This window comes from Stenotrophomonas sp. Ps181, from assembly GCF_025697425.1.
GTDB lineage: Bacteria > Pseudomonadota > Gammaproteobacteria > Xanthomonadales > Xanthomonadaceae > Stenotrophomonas > Stenotrophomonas sepilia.
In genome coordinates, this window is the sequence record NZ_JAHWBI010000003.1 from 520,696 (window position 1) to 535,985 (window position 15,290).

A 15,290-nucleotide genomic window follows, 5' to 3' on the forward strand; every position below is an offset into this window, starting at 1 on the left:
CTCAGCCGCGCAGGGTGGCGCCACCGTCCACGTACAGGTCGCTCATCGCTACGTGCCCGGCCTGCTCGGAGAGCAGGAACATCACCGAGTGCGCGATGTCTTCCGGCGTGGCGAGTTTGCGCAGTGGAATGCCGGCCTTGTAGGTCTCAAGGCTGCCGACGATCACCCGTTCGGCGCCGTGCTCGTCCTGCCACATGCCGGTCTGCATCGGGGTCAGCGTGGACCCCGGGGCGACGATGTTGCAGCGGATGCCCAACGGCGCCAGCTCCAGCCCGAGGCAGCGGGTGAACATCGTGGCGGCGGCCTTGGACGCGGCATACGCCGCCATGCCGTGCCGCGGCACGCCAGCCGCATTCGAGCTGACGGTAACGATTGCGCCCTGCCGGCGCGGCGACATCACCCGCGCCAGCGCACGGCCGACATGGAACACGCCATCGGCATTGACCGCGAATACACGGCGCCAGTCGTCGTCGCCGGTCTCGGTGACACCGCCCACATGCAGTACGCCGGCCACGCTGGCGGCCAACAGGATCGGCCCGATGCTGGACTCGACCTGGTCCACCAGGGCGTCCACCGCGGCGCTGTCGGTTACGTCGAGTGCAAACGACGTCACCCGGGTATCTGACACGCGCGGTGCCTCGCGATCGGTCGCCACCACGGTGCAACCGGCCGCGGCCAGCAACCGTACCAGTGCCTCGCCGATGCCGCCGGCGGCGCCGGTCACCAGTGCCACGCGACCTTCAAAGCCGGTCAACTGCATGCTGCGATCTCCTGTTGCTCGTCCCATTGGCGCAACCGCGCCGACAACCACGGCGCCAGCTGCGCCACCGCATCGCGGCCAGTCAGTTCTGCATGCAGGAACGGCAGTTCCAACGACTGCACCCTGCGCGCGTGTGTCCGCCACAACGCCGACTGCAACTGTGGCCGCGCCTGGTGATCCCGGCCCGCACGCACATGCACCAGCGTGCCATCGAACGGCCGGTGGATATGTTCACGGATCAGTCGATTGGTGCCGGTCACGGCGCGCACCACGCCATCGAGCACCACATCCGGCAGACTCCCCAGTGCACTGCCACCACGACGCAGGAACGCGAGAATGCGTTCCCGGCTGTCCAGTTCCGGATGCGCATCCGGGTCATGACCGGCAATCGCCAGCAGTGCCCGCAATGCAGCGATGGGATCGGGTTCCGGCTCGGCCCGCCAGCACTCGCTGGGATAGGCGTCCAGCAGCACCAGCTCGCCGACGTCGCGGCCGATCTCATGCAGCCGCACCGCCATCGCCTGGGCCAGGATGCCGCCCACCGACCAGCCCAGCAAATGCACCGGCCCCTTCGGCTGTAGTGCGACCACGCGCTGTACGTAATCGTTGGCCATCGCCTCGATACTGCGCGGCAGTGGCAGCCGCGCGTCCAGTGCCGGCGACTGCAGGCCATACACCGGGCGGGCGGGTTGCAGTGCCCGGGCCAGGGTGCGGTAGTTCCAGGCGATGCCACCGGCCGGGTGCAGCACGAACAGCGGCGTGGACCCGCCCGCTTCGGTCGCGGCCAGCGCGATTACCGGCCCCAGTGCGTGATCGGCCAGCGCGGGCGGCTCGGCAAGGCGAACCGCCAGCGCAGCCACGGTGGGCTGCGCGAACAAGGCACCCAGACCCAGATCGCAGCGCCAGCGCTGCTCGATGGCCAGCAGCAGGTGCACCGCCGACAGCGAGTCACCGCCGAGACTGAAGAAATCCGCATCCACCGCCACCGGCGCTTCACGCCCGAGTGCCTGGGCAAACAGCAACGCCAGCTCCTGTTCCAACGGCGTGCGCGGCGCCAAGCCGGCAACTTCACGTTGGGGTGGCTTCGGCAATGCGTTGCGGTCGAGCTTGCCGTTGGCGGTCACCGGCCAGTGGTCCACGCCGACAAACGCCGAGGGCACCATGTAATCCGGCACGCGCGTGGCCAAGTGGCTGCGCAGCATGACGGGGTCGGCAAGCGCGGTTGGCACATAGGCCACCAGCCGGGCATCGCCGGGCGCGTCCTGGCGCAGCAGTACTTCCACGCGCTCCATGCCAGGCAGCTCGCGCAGTGCCGCCTCGATCTCGCCCAGCTCGATGCGCAGGCCGCGCAGTTTCACCTGATGGTCGCTGCGGCCCAGGTACTCGACCGCGCCATCGGCGCGCCAGCGCGCCACGTCGCCGGTGCGATAGATGCGTTCGCCAGGCAGGAACGGATCGGCGAGGAAGCGCTCGGCGGTCAGGTCGTCGCGACCGAGATAGCCACGTGCCAGTTGCATGCCGCCCAGGTACAGGTCACCGGCCACGCCTATCGGCACCGGCTGCATCCGGGCGTCCAGCACGTACAGGCGGGTGTTCCAGACCGGGAACCCGATCGGCACCGGCCGCGAGCGATCCTGCGCCGACGCCGGCCAATAGCTGACGTCCACGGCCGCTTCGGTCGGGCCATACAGGTTGTGCAGCTCGGCCTGCACGCGCGCGTGGAAGCGGTCGCGCAACGCGGCGTCCAGCGCCTCGCCACTGGTGAATACCCGTCGCAGCTGCAGGCCTTCGGAGGCCGGTGCAGCGAGGAAGGCATCGAGCATCGACGGCACGAAATGCACCGTGGTGATGCCATGGCCACGGATCAGGCGCGCCAGTTCAGTGGGGTCGCGATGCGCATCGGGCCCGGCAACCACCAGCGTGGCCCCGCACAGCAACGGCAGGAAGAACTCCCAGACCGAGACATCAAAGGTGGCCGGGGTCTTCTGCAGCACGCGTTCATCGGCGCGGATGCCGTACTGCTCGCGCATCCATAGCAGGCGGTTGACGATGGCGCGGTGTTCGATGACCACGCCCTTCGGTTCCCCGGTCGAGCCGGAGGTATAGATCACATACGCTGCGTCGCTGGGCGCAGGATCGGCCCACGGCGCGGCGAAGCTCAGCGCGGTCCACTGCTCCGGCGCGAGCACCGGCACGCCGGCCGTGCGCGCCGAAACCTCCGCCGCAGCCAGAACGCACACCGGTTGCGCCGAGGCGAAGATGCGCGCCAGCCGCTCGTCGGGATGGGCAAGATCCAGCGGCAGGTAGGCGGCGCCTGCGCGCAGCACCGCGACCAGCGCGACCACCAGCGCCAGCGAACGCGGCAATGCCACCGCCACCACGCTGCCCGGGCCGACACCCATCGCCCGCAACTGTGCCGCCAGCGCGAAACTGCGCGCTTCCAGCGTTGCGTAGTCCAGCGTCGTGTCGCCGAACACCAGCGCTGGCGCGTGCGGGTCCCGATCCATGCCCTGCTGCAGCAACGCGACCAGGGTCGTTTCCGGGAACGCGTGCGCGGTGGCGTTGAAACCGTGCAGCATCTGCTGCGCCTCCATGGGCGTCGCCAGGGGTACGGCGGCGATATCGTCAGCCTGCAGCGCCGACGACACGAAATGCAGCAACCGCGCCGCGTGTGCCTCGACATCCTCGCGACTGTACAGCGCGGGATTGGCCTCGATCTCCAGATCCAGCAGATGCTGGCCATCGCCACGGAAGCCCAGCGCCAGGTCATCCACCGGCCCGGTGCACAGCACCTCCAGCGCCGCCTGCACGCCAGTCAGCGCCAGCGGCCTGTAGAACGGCTGCACATTCACCAGCGGGCCGTGCAGGCGCTGCTGCGCGCCGACCAGGCCCAGGTCCCGGCGCAGCTGCTCGCCCCGGTAGCGGCCGTGCCTGCGGCCCTGGCTGAGCTGGCGACCCAGGCCCCGGGCAAAGGCCTCGACGCTGCCCTCGCCGGCCGCCACGCGCAGCGGCAACACATTCATCACCATCGCCGGCACCCGCGCCGACGCGCTGCCCAGCCGCCCCATGTAGGGCACGCCCAGCACCACTTCATCGGCAGCGCTCATCCGCCGCAGGTACTCGGCCGACAACGCGGCCAGCACATCCGGCCAGGGCTGCAGCCAACGTACCGAGGCCTGCAGCAACTGCTCACGGAAGGCCGTATCGAGCGACTGCACCCGGCGCAGCGCGTCGTCACTGGCCGCGAGCGTGCCGGCCAGGCCTGCGCCTGCCGGTGCGCCCTGCATCTGCTCACGCCACCACTGCCCGGCCTGCACGCGGCGCGGATCGGCACGGTAGGCGGCATCATCGGCCAGCACACCGGCCAGTCCTGGCAGTGGCTCACCCCTGCGGCCGGCGTACAACGCGCACACGCGATCGGTGAACAGCGCCATGCCGTAGCCATCGGCGGCCAGATGATGCACCCGCAGGTACCACACCCAGCGTTGCCCGCCCAGTTCAAGCAGCACCTGCTGGCTGATCCGGTCGCGGGTGGGATCAACCGGGCTCAACCGGTCGGTGTGCATCAGGCTGCGCGCCGCAGCGGCGGGATCCGGCTCGGCGGAAACATCGCGTACCGAAAGCAGCGGCACGTGTACCGGGTCATGCCACTGTAGTGGCTGGCCATCGGCCCCTTCGGCAAAGCGCAATGCGAAGGCCTCGGCCTCGCGCGCAGCCTGGTCTGCCGCTGCGACGAATGCGGCCACGTCCAGCGGGCCGTCGATCCATACCGCGTGCGCGGTATTGAATGACGGATTGTCCGGTGCCAGCCGCTGTGCAAACCACAGCCCGGCCTGGGCCTCGGTCAACGCCACCGGCGTGGCCAGCGCTGCGGTGTTCATGCGTTCTGCGCGGCCTGCAGTTGCTGCACCACACCCCACCACTGGCGCAGCGTGGTGTGCTCGGCCAGCTGCGAGAACTCCAGCGGAAGGCCAGTGTTGCCCCAGGCCAGGACCAGGCCGAGCATGCGCATTGAATCCAGGTCCAGGTCGATCAGGTTGTCGTCGTCACCGATCTCGGCCGGCGTGCACTCCAGGACGCGCGCCACGTCGGCACGCATCCGCTCAAGATCCAGCACCTCACCGGTCGCGGCCATCACAGCACCTCCAGCAGGTGGTCGGTGGTCATCGGCACGCCACAGGTACGCGCGATCCAATGCAGCGCCTGATCGTGATCGGCGCGCGAGAAGTCCGCCACCGCATCAGCGGCGATGAAGGCCTCGATATCACGCTGGAAGGCATCGACCACGGTCGCGGTGCAGCCGATATGGGCGTACACGCCGGTCACCAGCAACTGGTCGCGTCCACGCACACGCATCAGCGTCTCCAGGTTGCTGCGCTGGAATGCGCTGTAGCGGTGCTTCACCAGCACGTGCTCGCCCGGTTGCGGTGCCAGCGCCTCGATGATCGGTTCATGGTCGGCGCTGCGACGCATGCCCGGCCCCCACAGGTCGGCCTGAAGGCCACGGTCTCGACGGTCCTGGTCACCATGCTGCGCGGTGTAGAACACCGGAATGCCGTGCGCGCGGCAATGCGCCAGCAGGCGTGCGATGTTGTCCACGGCCGGCCGCAGCGGTGCATTGCCGGCGTCGAATGCGGCCAGGAAATAACGCTGCATGTCGTGCACCAGCAGCGCGACACGATCGCGCCGGGGACGCCACGGTCCGCGCGCCTGCGGTAGCTCAGCGGCGGTCGGCAAGGGGTAGTCGGTGATACGGGGCAGCGCCATCAGCGCGTTCCTCCTGTCTGTTGCAGATGACGCGCACGCAGCTGCGCGCGCAGTTCGCGGCGGCTGACCTTGCCGACCGCGGTGGTATCGAAGCTGTCGACGAACACGACCTGGTCGGGCACCTTGAACGCAGCCAGGCCGCGCCCGCGCATCCAGGCCTTCAGTGCGGGCGCCTTGAACGGTTCGCCTTGCGGGATCACAAAGGCACAGCTGCGCTCGCCCAGGTACTCGTCGGGAATCGAGACCACGGCCGCATCGAACACGCCCGGATATGCCAGCAAGTGGTCCTCGATCTCTTCGGCAGAGATCTTCTCGCCCGCCCGGTTGATGTGGTCACCCGCACGCCCCTGTACCACCAGGTAGCCCCCGGGCAGCTGCTGCACGCGGTCACCGGTACGGTAGAAACCGTCGTCGGTGAACGAGCGCGCATTGGCCACTGCATCGTTATGGTAGCCACGGATGGTGTACGGGCCACGGGTGAGCAGATGCCCCACCTCGCCTTCGGCCACCGGCTGGTCATGGTCATCGACCACGCGCACTTCGTCGTCCGGACTGATCGGCCGGCCCTGGCAGGCCACGATCAGGTCCTCCGGATCATCCAGCCGTGTGTAGTTGACCAGGCCTTCGGCCATGCCGAACACCTGCTGCAGCGTGCAGCCAAGGCCGTCGATCACCCGCCGTGCGGCTTCCGGCACCAGTTTGGCACCGCCCACCTGCAGTACCTGCAGGCTCGACAGGTCATGCTTGCTGGTGGCGGCGGCCTGCGCCCACAGCAGCGCCAGCGGCGGCACCAGGCCGCAGCAGGTCACCCTTTCGCGGGCGATCAGCGGGAAGGCCGCATCCGGCCCGGGGCCGGGACTGAACACCACGCGGGCGCCGGCGTACAACGCGCCGAAGAAGCCGGGCGAGCTCATCGGGAAATTGTGCGCGGCCGGCAGCGCTACCAGATAGACGCTGTCGCGGTCGATGCCGCAGATTTGATTGCTGGCACGGAACGAATAGATGTAGTCGTCGTGCGTGCGTGGAATCAGCTTGGACAGCCCGGTGCTCCCACCGGAAATCTGCAGGAACGCCACCGACTGCGGGTCCGGATCGGCCGGCAGCCGGCTGCGATCGCCCTGCAGCGCCTCCAGCGCGATGAACTCCGCCGCCTCGCCGTCGATCACCACATGGCGCACCGCCGGCATTTCGACCTGCAGCGCTCGCGCCAGCCCGCGATGATCGAAGCCATCGTGCAGTGCGGTGGTGATGTAGGCACTGGCTTCGGCCTTGCTGGCGAAGTGCACCAGCTCGGTCATGCGGTGCGCCGGCAACACGTACACCGGCACCAGCCCGGCGCGGAACAGGCCGCAGACCGTGGTGATGAAGCCTGCCGTGTTGCCCAGCTGCACCAGCACCCGCTCCCCTGGCTGCAGGCCGAGCGCCAGCAGGCCGGCACCGATCCGCCCGGCCTCGTGCCACAGCTGCGCGTAGCTCAGGCGTACGTCGCCGGCGACCACCGCGATGTCATCGGCGAAACGCTCTGCCCGCTCGCGCAGGAACGCCGGGAAGGTCTCGCCACGCCAATGACCGGCCTCGCGATAGCGCGCCATCAGGTCATCCGGCCACACCTGCTGCAGCGGCAGGCGGGAAGAGTCAGTGGAGGTACTCATGCGGCAGGCTCGATGGCGGGCGCGGATTCATGGACACCCAGCGCGTTCAACAGGGCAGCGAACTTCGCTGCGGTCTCGGCCACCTCGGCCTCGGGCTGCGAGTCGGCAACGATGCCGGCGCCGGCGAACAGGCGCAGCTGCATTCCCTGCAGGCGTGCGCAGCGGATTGCCACATACCAGTCGCCGTCACCCTGCGCATCCAACCAGCCCACAGCGCCGGCATAGAAGCCGCGCGGCACCGGCTCCAGCTCGCGGATGCACTGCAGCGCCGCCAACCGCGGCGTACCGCAGACCGCCGGCGTAGGGTGCAGCTGCGCCAGCAGCTCGGCGGCCGACGTGTGCGGATCCTTCAGCGTGGCATGGATGCGTGTACCCAGATGCCACATGCTGGCGGTGGCATGCAGCACCGGCCGCGGCTGCGCATCGATGTGGCTGCAATACGGCGCCAGACCCTCGACGATCGCCTCGACCACATGACGGTGCTCGTCATGGTCCTTGGTCGAGGCCAGCAGGTCCTGCGCCGCACGCTCGTCCTCGGCGGCATCGGCGCTGCGCCGCGCGGAACCGGCCAGCGGATGCGACAACAGCTCGGCGCCACGCTTGCGCAGCAGCAGTTCCGGCGTCGCGCCCACCAGCCAGGCCGGCGCCTGGCCCAGCTCCACCGGCAGCGGAACCGCATAGGTCGCCACCGACGGATCTGCGCCCAGGCGTGCCAGCAGCACGTCCGGAGACAGCGCCTGGCGGGTGCGTGCCAGCAGGCTGCGCGCCAGCACCACCTTCTGGAGGTTCAGTTCGGGCGCGCGCAGTACCTGCACCGCCGCGGCAACCGCTGACGCATAGTCCTGCGGCGCAGGCTCGGCGCGCAGGGCACCGTCCAGCGGCGGTGCGGCCTGCGGCTGCAGTGCCAGCGCCGGCAGCAGGCGCTCGGGCTGGTACAACGCATCGTCGGCACGCGGCTCGAACGGCACTGCGCCAACCAGCAGGCCCGGGCCGCCGCGCTGCTGGGCAAAGAACACCGAAACGCGTTCTGCCAATGTCGCCAGCGCACCGGCCGGCAGCGTGGCGCGGCAACCGCGTGCGTGCACGTGCTGGCCAGCGTGCTGCAGCAGGAACAGCGACGCGTCGTCGCTGCTCTCCTGCGGCGCTGGCGCGGCCTCCGGCCACGCGCCCTGCATCAGGGAATCGTTCATGGGGTCTCCTTCATCCGATGCACTGCGGCCAGCGCGAACAGCAACAGCAGCAACGCGCCGACCAGCAGGTATGGCAGGCTGGGCCCGCCGCGATACAACAGCGTGCCGAGCATCGGCCCGGCGACCATGCCCAGGCCCTGCGCTGCCGCGACGGTGCCGGCGGCGGCGCCCTGCTCGTGTGCTTCCACCGCGTCGGCGGCCAGCGCCTGGAACGAGGGGAATACGAAGCCCATGCCGAACGCTGCCAGCGCATATGCCGCCGGCAGCTGCCAGCCCTGCTGCACGCCCGCCACCGAGGCGAAGCCGATGCCGGAGATCACGGCGCCGAGGACGATCCAGCGCCGCGGATGGACCTCCAGCTTCATCACCAGCGCCTGCGCCAGGATCAGGCCAACGCCGACCGCCGTCAGCGCGATGCTGGCCATGCGCGCGCCGGCCGCCGCATCCAGGCCCAGGCGATCAATCGCGAAGAAGCCAACCGTGACCTGCGCGATGGTCACCGAAACCATGGCGATGAACGCCGCCAGCTGCGGCAGGCGCAGGCGCGGGTCGAGGCGGCTCATTGGCGCGCGGTGCCGGGCGGAGACGCCCATCACAGGCGGTGTGGCCGGCAGTCGCCAAGCCAGCAGCGCCAACGCCAGCAGTGGCAACAGTGCGGCTACATACAGCGCCAGCGACAGGTTCGTATAGGCCAGCCAACCCGCGGCAGCCGGGCCCAGCACCATGCCCAATGCGTTGGCGCTGCCCAGGCGGGCGAGGAACTTCGCACGTTGCCCGGTCGGCGCCTTGTCGGCGATCAGCGCGGCCGCGGTAGGAGGCACCGCTGCGTAGAACAGGCCGATCAGGCCGCGCGCAGCGACCAGCACCAGCACTGACACCAGCACCGGCGGCACCGCCTGCAGGGCCACGTCGATGAACACCGCCAGCGCGATGTAGACCACGGTGTAGGCACTCATCGCCAGCATCAGCACACGCTTGCGGCCGATGCGGTCGCTGAGCTGGCCCCAGGGGCGCGCGGCCAGCATCCACAACACGCCTGCGGCGGTGACTGACAGCCCGGCATGCCACTCGGACAAACCGAGCATGCGGACCACCGGGCCGATCACGGCGACGAAGGACATCATCGCCATGGTGCCGATCAGGGCAGCCAACACCAGCGCCGGCAAGCCGGGAACGACGGGACGTGCGTGCATGAAACACCAGCCGTAACAGGGAAGGATTGGCCGGACGCGCCTGCGCGTCCCACCCCGCACCGACCCTGCTCAGGGCCAGATGCCGCCCTTAAATGATAACGGCTCGTATTTGCATTTGATACCCATTCTCTTGAATGGGTGCGCAACAGTGGATTCAGCGCATTGCACGCAGGCCGAGCAGGCCACGGCGCTTGAACCACCACTCCAGCGGCAGCGTCACCAGCGGCGGGATCGCTGCCAGCAGCGCCAGGGCACTGGCCCACCACGGCCAGCGCAGGCGCACCGCCGCAAACAGCGTCACCGCCACATAGACGAGGAAGGCCACGCCGTGCAGCGGCCCGAACACCTTCACCAGCGCCACGTTGGCCATCGGGCCGTACTTCATCCACATGCCGAGGAGCAGGCCGGCCCAGGTCACGGCCTCGATGAAAGCGACCGCGGCGAACAGGCGTCCGCTCGGGTGCATGGGGGAACGTTGGGTCACACGGGGCTCCGGCAGCGGGGTATCAAATGCGAATGATACGCAGATGCGGACCTCCAGCACACCGGCCAGCGCAGCGTTGGCAACGATGGAGCGTCTCCACCAAGGTGGACACCTACCGGAGCATATGCGGCAGCACCTGCCCCCCGATCTCGCGCAGCACCGCGTCCATCGGCCGCCCGTTGTCGACCAGATTGAACATCACATGCGCCACGCCCTGCGCATGCACGCGCAGCAGATAGTCACGCAGGCCATCGCGGCCGACCTTCAGGCCCAGCGGCAGCGGCTCGGCTGGCGCCTGCGGATCCGCCTGCAGATCCAGCAGCATCGACTGCACGAATGGCTTGCCTGGTCCGCCGCGCTGCGCCAGCGCCTGCTGCCACAGGCCGATGCGCCCCTCCTGCGCGGCCTCCTCACGATGATAGGTGGCCCAGCCTTCGGCCTCGCGCGCGATCCACTGCAGGCTCTGCCGTGCGGTACCCACCACCAGCATCGGAACGCGGGTTGCCGGCGCCGGAAGTACGTCGAAGCCACCGGTCGCCTGCAGTACAGCGGTCCGCTCATCGGTCTCCGGTGACAGCGCCGCGCGCAGCAGCGACCAGCGCTCACGGAACGTCGCTGCCCTGCTCTCCAGATCCTCGCCGAACGCAGCGAATTCTTCCGGGCGATCACCCGAACCCAGCCCCAGCACGAACCGCCCGCCGCTGATCCGGTCCAGGCTCAACGCCGACTTCGCCACCTGCAGCGGCTGCCGCAATGGCAGCACGATGGCCGCGCTGCCGACCACGATGCGCTCGGTCGCAGCGGCCAGCATGCCCAGCCACAGGAACGGATCGTCGAGCGCACTTGCTGTCGCGTCCGGCCCCTGCGGGACCATCAGCGGCACATCGCGCGCCCATAACGCGGCGAAACCAAGATCGTCGGCCAACCGCGCGATGCGCCGCGCCTCATGCGGATCGGCCAGCCCCTGCGACGCCACCGGCGTCATCAGGCCCAGGCTCAATCCCTGTTGCGGAAACAACGAAGCGTAGGCGGGATTGAATTCACTCATGCGACCAGCTTAGCGTGCAGGCACCGGGCGACGATGACACGCCACGCACCACAGGAAGAACGCTGCATGCCGAGGATCCGCCCCGCCCACATTGATGACCTGCCCGCGATCAGCGCGGTATGCCTGGCCGCATTCACTGCGGCGGTCGCGCCCTCGCTCAGCGCGGCCGGCATCGCCACCTTCGGCAGTGTCGCCGCCGCCGACGCGTTCGCTGCACGCCTGCAGGGCGACAACCACATCCTGGTGGCCGAGCAGGACGACCGCATCGTCGGCGTGGTCGAGCTGAAGGAAGGCCGCCACCTGGCGATGCTGTTCGTTGATCCCGCCTGCCAGGGAAAGGGCATCGGCCATGCACTGTTCGAGGCGGTGCTGCCGCAGGTACGCGAGCCGGTCCTGACCGTACGCGCATCGCTCAATGCTGTGCCGACCTATCTGCGCTATGGCTTCGTGGTTGACGGTGAGGCCGGCGAGTTCAACGGACTGGTCTACCAGCAGATGATGCGGGCAGCCGCCTGAAGGCACGGAACCCGGCCAATGCCCGGGGGCGTCATACCCCGCCGCATGCCCGTCATAAGCAAACTGAATCAGCGGCTTCCCTGCGCGTTCCTACAATGCCCTGTCACCTTGCCCTTCGAGATGCCGCCGATGCGCGTCGCGCTTTCCGTGTTGCTGCTGGCTTCGGCGCTGAGCGCCTGCACCCCGGCCCCGGTGTCCACCGCCAGCTCCGCTGAGGCGCCCGCGCCCGCGCCGGCGTCCGCCATCGCCTGGCGCCAGGGCGATGTGGACGATGCCTTCGCCGAGGCCGCCGACAGCGGAAAGCCGGTGCTGCTGTACTGGGGCGCGGTCTGGTGCCCGCCGTGCAACCAGCTCAAGGCCGGGCTGTTCAAGGACCCGGCGTTCATCGCGTTGACCGGCAAGTTCGTGCCGGTCTACCTGGATGGCGACGAGGAAGGGGCACAGGCCTGGGGCGAGCGCTTCGGGGTGCGCGGCTACCCGACCCTGATCGTGCTGGACCCACAGCGCAATGAACTTACCCGCGTGGCCGGTGGCAACGACGCCGCCGAACTGACCCGGGCATTGACCGTCGCGGCCGGGCGCCGCAGCGCCATCGCCGCCACCCTGGCGACGGCACTGCCCACGCCGGAAAAGTTGGCCGCCGAAGACTGGCAGGTGCTGGGCGACTACGGCTGGGAAGTCGACGCCAACCGCCTGGCTGGCGAGCGCAGGAGCCAGGATGTACTGCGCCAGCTGTCCAAGGCGGCACCGGATGCCGCCCTGCAGCGCCGCTTTGCCCTGCTGGCCCTGGCCACCGCCGACACACCCGCCAGCTCGCCTACCGAGGTGCGTGAGCTGCTGCAGGCAGTGCTGGCGCAACCTGCCGAAGTCCGTCGTAACCGCGAACTGCTGGGCTACGCGGGCGCGACGTTGGTCAAGCAGGCCAGCGCCGGCCCGGCCACCCGCAACACGCTGGGGCAGCAGCTGCTGGTCGCGCTGGAGCGCGCAGATGCCGAGCGCGGCGACCGCGCCGACGACGCATTGTCGCGCGCACTGACGGAAGTATCGCTGGCCCGCCAGCAGCAGCCGAAGGGCGCACTGCCCGCCGCCCTGGTCGACCGGGTCAAGCAGCGCGTGGCCGCTGCCGATGCGGCCGCCACCGATGCGCACGCACGCCAGGCGACGATCAGCAGCGCGGCGTACGCATTGCGCCAGGTCGGCGACGACGCGGGCGCCGAGGCGCTGTTGCTGGCCGAGCTGAAGCGCAGCGAACAGCCGTACTACTACATGCCCGAATTGGCCGAACTGGCCGAGCAGCGCGGCGACACCGCCGGAGCGCTGGCGTGGCTGAAGCGCGCCTACGATGGCGCGCAGGGCCCGGCAACCCGCGTGCAGTGGGGCGTGCTGTACGTGGAGGGCCTGCTGAAGCTGGCACCGGACGATGCACCAGGCATCGAGCAGGCCACTGCCTCGCTGATCGCGGAACTGGAAGCGCAGCCTTCGGGCTACCACCAGCGCACCCGCCAGCGCTTCGAACGCCTGGCCGGGCAGTTGAAGGCGTGGAGCGGCAAGCACCAGGGCGCCGAAACACTGGCGCGGCTGCAGCAGCGGATGCAGCAGGCGTGCGGGAACCAGGTGGATGGTGCGTGCAAGGATTGGTTGAGTTGAGTTGAGTTGATGAAGGCGCTGGCGGCTGGTTCGCCTGCCGGCGCTTTTGTTGATATCGGCTGTGACGGGGGAAGGGGCTGGCCGGGACACGCCGTAAACCCATCCTTGGTGGCTCGATGGCGCCATCCATGGCGCCAACGGTCCCAGCCAGCCCCTTCCCCCGCCACTGGACGGTTTCCTGCGATCGCGACCGACGCACGACCACGCCGGTGAGGTTCGGAAAGCGGGTTCTGGTAGTGCCGGCCGCTGGCCGGCAACCCGACCTTCGCTGATTGCCGGCCAGCGGCCGGCACTACCATGCCGCTCCTGCTCTTGCCTTTGACTACATCTCCGCGCCGCCGCAGGGAGCAGTCCTGCAGAGATTGATGGAAGGAACCAAAGCGACGAACGCGCACGCGTTTCAATCCCGCCCCTTGACCTCAACCATTGTTGAGGTGCGATAACAGTCTCCCCACGGCCAGCCCTCTGGCCTTCCCCACGGAGATTGCTTCGATGTCGTACTCGCTTCCCCCGCTCCCCTACGCCTACGACGCCCTTGAGCCGCACTTCGATGCGCGCACGATGGAGATCCACCACAGCAAGCACCACCAGACCTACGTCAACAACCTCAACGCCGCCATCGAGCAGGCCGGCATCGCCGAACAGCCCGTCGAGGCGCTGATCGCCCACCTCGATACCGTACCCGAGGCGCAGCGTGGCGCGATGCGCAACAACGGCGGTGGCCACGCCAACCACAGCCTGTTCTGGACCGTGCTCAGCCCCAACGGTGGTGCACCCGATGATGAACTGGCCGCCGCCATCGACCATGACCTTGGCGGCTTCGATGCCTTCAAGGACGCCTTCACCAAGGCCGCGCAGACCCGCTTCGGCAGCGGCTGGGCCTGGCTGACCAGCGATCGCGATGGCCGCCTGCAGGTGGAAAGCAGCGCCAACCAGGACAGCCCGCTGATGGGTGCAGGCGTCGGCCTGTCCGGCAACACCCCGATTCTCGCACTCGATGTCTGGGAACACGCCTACTACCTGCACTACCAGAACCGCCGCCCGGACTACATCGGTGCCTTCTTCAACATCATCGACTGGGCCGAGGTCGGCCGGCGCTACCGCCAGGCCCGGGCCTCATGAGCGGCGAGACACTGCCGTACGCCGGGCCGTGGGCGGGGGTCTTCCCCGCCCCGGCCCCGGTGCCGTCGGTCGAGATGCCGCCGCGTGCCCTGCGGCGGCTGCTCGGCCATTTCCCGACCGGCGTGGCCATCGTCTGCGCGCGCGATGCACAGGGCAAGCCGGTCGGCCTGACCATCAACTCGTTCGTACCGGTCTCACTGCAGCCGCCGTTGGTGCTGTGGAACCTGGCGTTGCACGCACAGAGCCTGTCCACCTTCCAGCGCGCCACCCGCTTTGCGATCAGCGTGCTGGCGGCCGACCAGGAAGCGCTGGCCCGGCGCTTCGCCGATCCGCAGGTCCGCAACCGCTTCGACGGCCTGGCATTGCTGGATGACGACGAGGACGCCCCACCGCGCATCGCCGGTGCGGTCGCCCATCTCACCTGTACGCGCCACGCGCAGTGGCCGGTAGGCGATCACCTGCTGCTGGCTGGCCGCATCATCGAAGTGCACGAGAACGGCGGTGCGCCGCTGCTGTTCCATCGCGGCCGGTTCCAGCCTGGGCCGGCCGAACTGCTGGTGGAGGTGCGCGGATGAACGTCGAAGCTCTGGAATGCATGCTTGCCGCCGGCAAGGACGGCGCGCTGCTGCGCTTCGGCCTGGGCAAGGGCTGGCTGGATGCCGGCAACCCGGTGCGCGCGGCAACCCACCTGGGCCGCTGCGTGGTGCTTGATCCGCAGTACTCGGCGGCCTGGAAGCTGCTGGGCAAAGCCTGGCTGGCCAGTGGCCAGCCACAGGCGGCCCGTGAGGCATGGCAGCGCGGCTTGAGCGTGGCCGGCAGCAAGGGCGACCAGCAGGCACGCAAGGAAATGCAGGTGTTCCTGCGCCGCCTGGACCGCGAGCAGGCGGCCCTGGCGAAGGCGGGCTGAGTCG

At 69.2% G+C, this 15,290-nt stretch carries 14 protein-coding genes; 5 read left to right on the plus strand and 9 right to left on the minus strand.

The window, feature by feature from the left end; genetic code table 11:
- Position 1: 1 nt before the first annotated feature.
- From KXV01_RS09285 to KXV01_RS09325, 9 genes are all read right to left on the minus strand, one after another.
- Positions 2–760 (minus strand): 2,3-dihydro-2,3-dihydroxybenzoate dehydrogenase, encoded by a 759-nt coding sequence (locus KXV01_RS09285; protein ID WP_049414951.1) that lies wholly within the window; start codon positions 758–760, stop codon positions 2–4.
- Positions 751–4,641: a non-ribosomal peptide synthetase gene (locus KXV01_RS09290; protein WP_111096215.1), complete on the minus strand. Its 3,891-nt coding sequence runs from the start codon at positions 4,639–4,641 to the stop codon at positions 751–753. The genes KXV01_RS09285 and KXV01_RS09290 overlap by 10 nt, the downstream gene beginning before the upstream one ends.
- Positions 4,638–4,895, minus strand: a complete 258-nt coding sequence (locus KXV01_RS09295; protein ID WP_049414955.1) for a phosphopantetheine-binding protein — start codon at positions 4,893–4,895, stop codon at positions 4,638–4,640. The genes KXV01_RS09290 and KXV01_RS09295 overlap by 4 nt, the downstream gene beginning before the upstream one ends.
- Positions 4,895–5,527, minus strand: coding sequence for an isochorismatase family protein (locus KXV01_RS09300; RefSeq protein WP_049438812.1), 633 nt, complete (start codon positions 5,525–5,527; stop codon positions 4,895–4,897). Before KXV01_RS09300 ends, KXV01_RS09295 begins: the two co-directional genes overlap by 1 nt.
- Positions 5,527–7,179: an AMP-binding protein gene (locus KXV01_RS09305; protein ID WP_099495987.1), complete on the minus strand. Its 1,653-nt coding sequence runs from the start codon at positions 7,177–7,179 to the stop codon at positions 5,527–5,529. Before KXV01_RS09305 ends, KXV01_RS09300 begins: the two co-directional genes overlap by 1 nt.
- Positions 7,176–8,369 carry an isochorismate synthase gene (locus KXV01_RS09310; protein ID WP_111096214.1) on the minus strand — a complete coding sequence of 398 codons (1,194 nt, stop codon included), beginning with the start codon at positions 8,367–8,369 and terminating at the stop codon, positions 7,176–7,178. Before KXV01_RS09310 ends, KXV01_RS09305 begins: the two co-directional genes overlap by 4 nt.
- A complete protein-coding gene (locus KXV01_RS09315; protein ID WP_111096213.1) occupies positions 8,366–9,562 on the minus strand; it encodes an MFS transporter in 1,197 nt (398 codons plus the stop codon). The genes KXV01_RS09310 and KXV01_RS09315 overlap by 4 nt, the downstream gene beginning before the upstream one ends.
- Before the next feature lie 154 nt (positions 9,563–9,716).
- Entirely contained in the window at positions 9,717–10,028 is a 312-nt protein-coding gene (locus tag KXV01_RS09320; protein WP_049414964.1) for a DUF3817 domain-containing protein, read from the minus strand.
- A gap of 130 nt (positions 10,029–10,158) precedes the next feature.
- Positions 10,159–11,094, minus strand: a complete 936-nt coding sequence (locus KXV01_RS09325) for a TIGR03571 family LLM class oxidoreductase (RefSeq protein WP_049414966.1) — start codon at positions 11,092–11,094, stop codon at positions 10,159–10,161.
- Between the two features lie 66 nt (positions 11,095–11,160).
- Here KXV01_RS09325 and KXV01_RS09330 point away from each other — a divergent pair, with 66 nt between their 5' ends.
- The 5 genes from KXV01_RS09330 to KXV01_RS09350 all read left to right on the plus strand — a co-directional run bounded on the left by KXV01_RS09330 (position 11,161) and on the right by KXV01_RS09350 (position 15,286).
- Positions 11,161–11,610, plus strand: coding sequence for a GNAT family N-acetyltransferase (locus KXV01_RS09330; protein ID WP_180879174.1), 450 nt, complete (start codon positions 11,161–11,163; stop codon positions 11,608–11,610).
- A gap of 120 nt (positions 11,611–11,730) precedes the next feature.
- Positions 11,731–13,257: a thioredoxin family protein gene (locus KXV01_RS09335; protein WP_111096212.1), complete on the plus strand. Its 1,527-nt coding sequence runs from the start codon at positions 11,731–11,733 to the stop codon at positions 13,255–13,257.
- A gap of 492 nt (positions 13,258–13,749) precedes the next feature.
- On the plus strand, positions 13,750–14,379 hold the full coding sequence (locus tag KXV01_RS09340; protein WP_111096211.1) for a superoxide dismutase: 630 nt from the start codon (positions 13,750–13,752) through the stop codon (positions 14,377–14,379).
- On the plus strand, positions 14,376–14,954 hold the full coding sequence (locus tag KXV01_RS09345) for a flavin reductase family protein (RefSeq protein WP_094000791.1): 579 nt from the start codon (positions 14,376–14,378) through the stop codon (positions 14,952–14,954). The genes KXV01_RS09340 and KXV01_RS09345 overlap by 4 nt, the downstream gene beginning before the upstream one ends.
- Positions 14,951–15,286, plus strand: a complete 336-nt coding sequence (locus KXV01_RS09350; RefSeq protein ID WP_049414974.1) for a tetratricopeptide repeat protein — start codon at positions 14,951–14,953, stop codon at positions 15,284–15,286. Before KXV01_RS09345 ends, KXV01_RS09350 begins: the two co-directional genes overlap by 4 nt.
- Positions 15,287–15,290: the final 4 nt, after the last annotated feature.

Bases quoted from the DNA above. Each gene is read 5' to 3' on its own strand.
- KXV01_RS09285 (WP_049414951.1), bottom strand. From the start codon at position 760: ATGCAGTTGACCGGCTTTGAAGGTCGCGTGGCACTGGTGACCGGCGCC.
- KXV01_RS09290 (WP_111096215.1), bottom strand. From the start codon at position 4,641: ATGAACACCGCAGCGCTGGCCACGCCGGTGGCGTTGACCGAGGCCCAG.
- KXV01_RS09295 (WP_049414955.1), bottom strand. From the start codon at position 4,895: ATGGCCGCGACCGGTGAGGTGCTGGATCTTGAGCGGATGCGTGCCGAC.
- KXV01_RS09300 (WP_049438812.1), bottom strand. From the start codon at position 5,527: ATGGCGCTGCCCCGTATCACCGACTACCCCTTGCCGACCGCCGCTGAG.
- KXV01_RS09305 (WP_099495987.1), bottom strand. From the start codon at position 7,179: ATGAGTACCTCCACTGACTCTTCCCGCCTGCCGCTGCAGCAGGTGTGG.
- KXV01_RS09310 (WP_111096214.1), bottom strand. From the start codon at position 8,369: ATGAACGATTCCCTGATGCAGGGCGCGTGGCCGGAGGCCGCGCCAGCG.
- KXV01_RS09315 (WP_111096213.1), bottom strand. From the start codon at position 9,562: ATGCACGCACGTCCCGTCGTTCCCGGCTTGCCGGCGCTGGTGTTGGCT.
- KXV01_RS09320 (WP_049414964.1), bottom strand. From the start codon at position 10,028: ATGCACCCGAGCGGACGCCTGTTCGCCGCGGTCGCTTTCATCGAGGCC.
- KXV01_RS09325 (WP_049414966.1), bottom strand. From the start codon at position 11,094: ATGAGTGAATTCAATCCCGCCTACGCTTCGTTGTTTCCGCAACAGGGA.
- KXV01_RS09330 (WP_180879174.1), top strand. From the start codon at position 11,161: ATGCCGAGGATCCGCCCCGCCCACATTGATGACCTGCCCGCGATCAGC.
- KXV01_RS09335 (WP_111096212.1), top strand. From the start codon at position 11,731: ATGCCGCCGATGCGCGTCGCGCTTTCCGTGTTGCTGCTGGCTTCGGCG.
- KXV01_RS09340 (WP_111096211.1), top strand. From the start codon at position 13,750: ATGTCGTACTCGCTTCCCCCGCTCCCCTACGCCTACGACGCCCTTGAG.
- KXV01_RS09345 (WP_094000791.1), top strand. From the start codon at position 14,376: ATGAGCGGCGAGACACTGCCGTACGCCGGGCCGTGGGCGGGGGTCTTC.
- KXV01_RS09350 (WP_049414974.1), top strand. From the start codon at position 14,951: ATGAACGTCGAAGCTCTGGAATGCATGCTTGCCGCCGGCAAGGACGGC.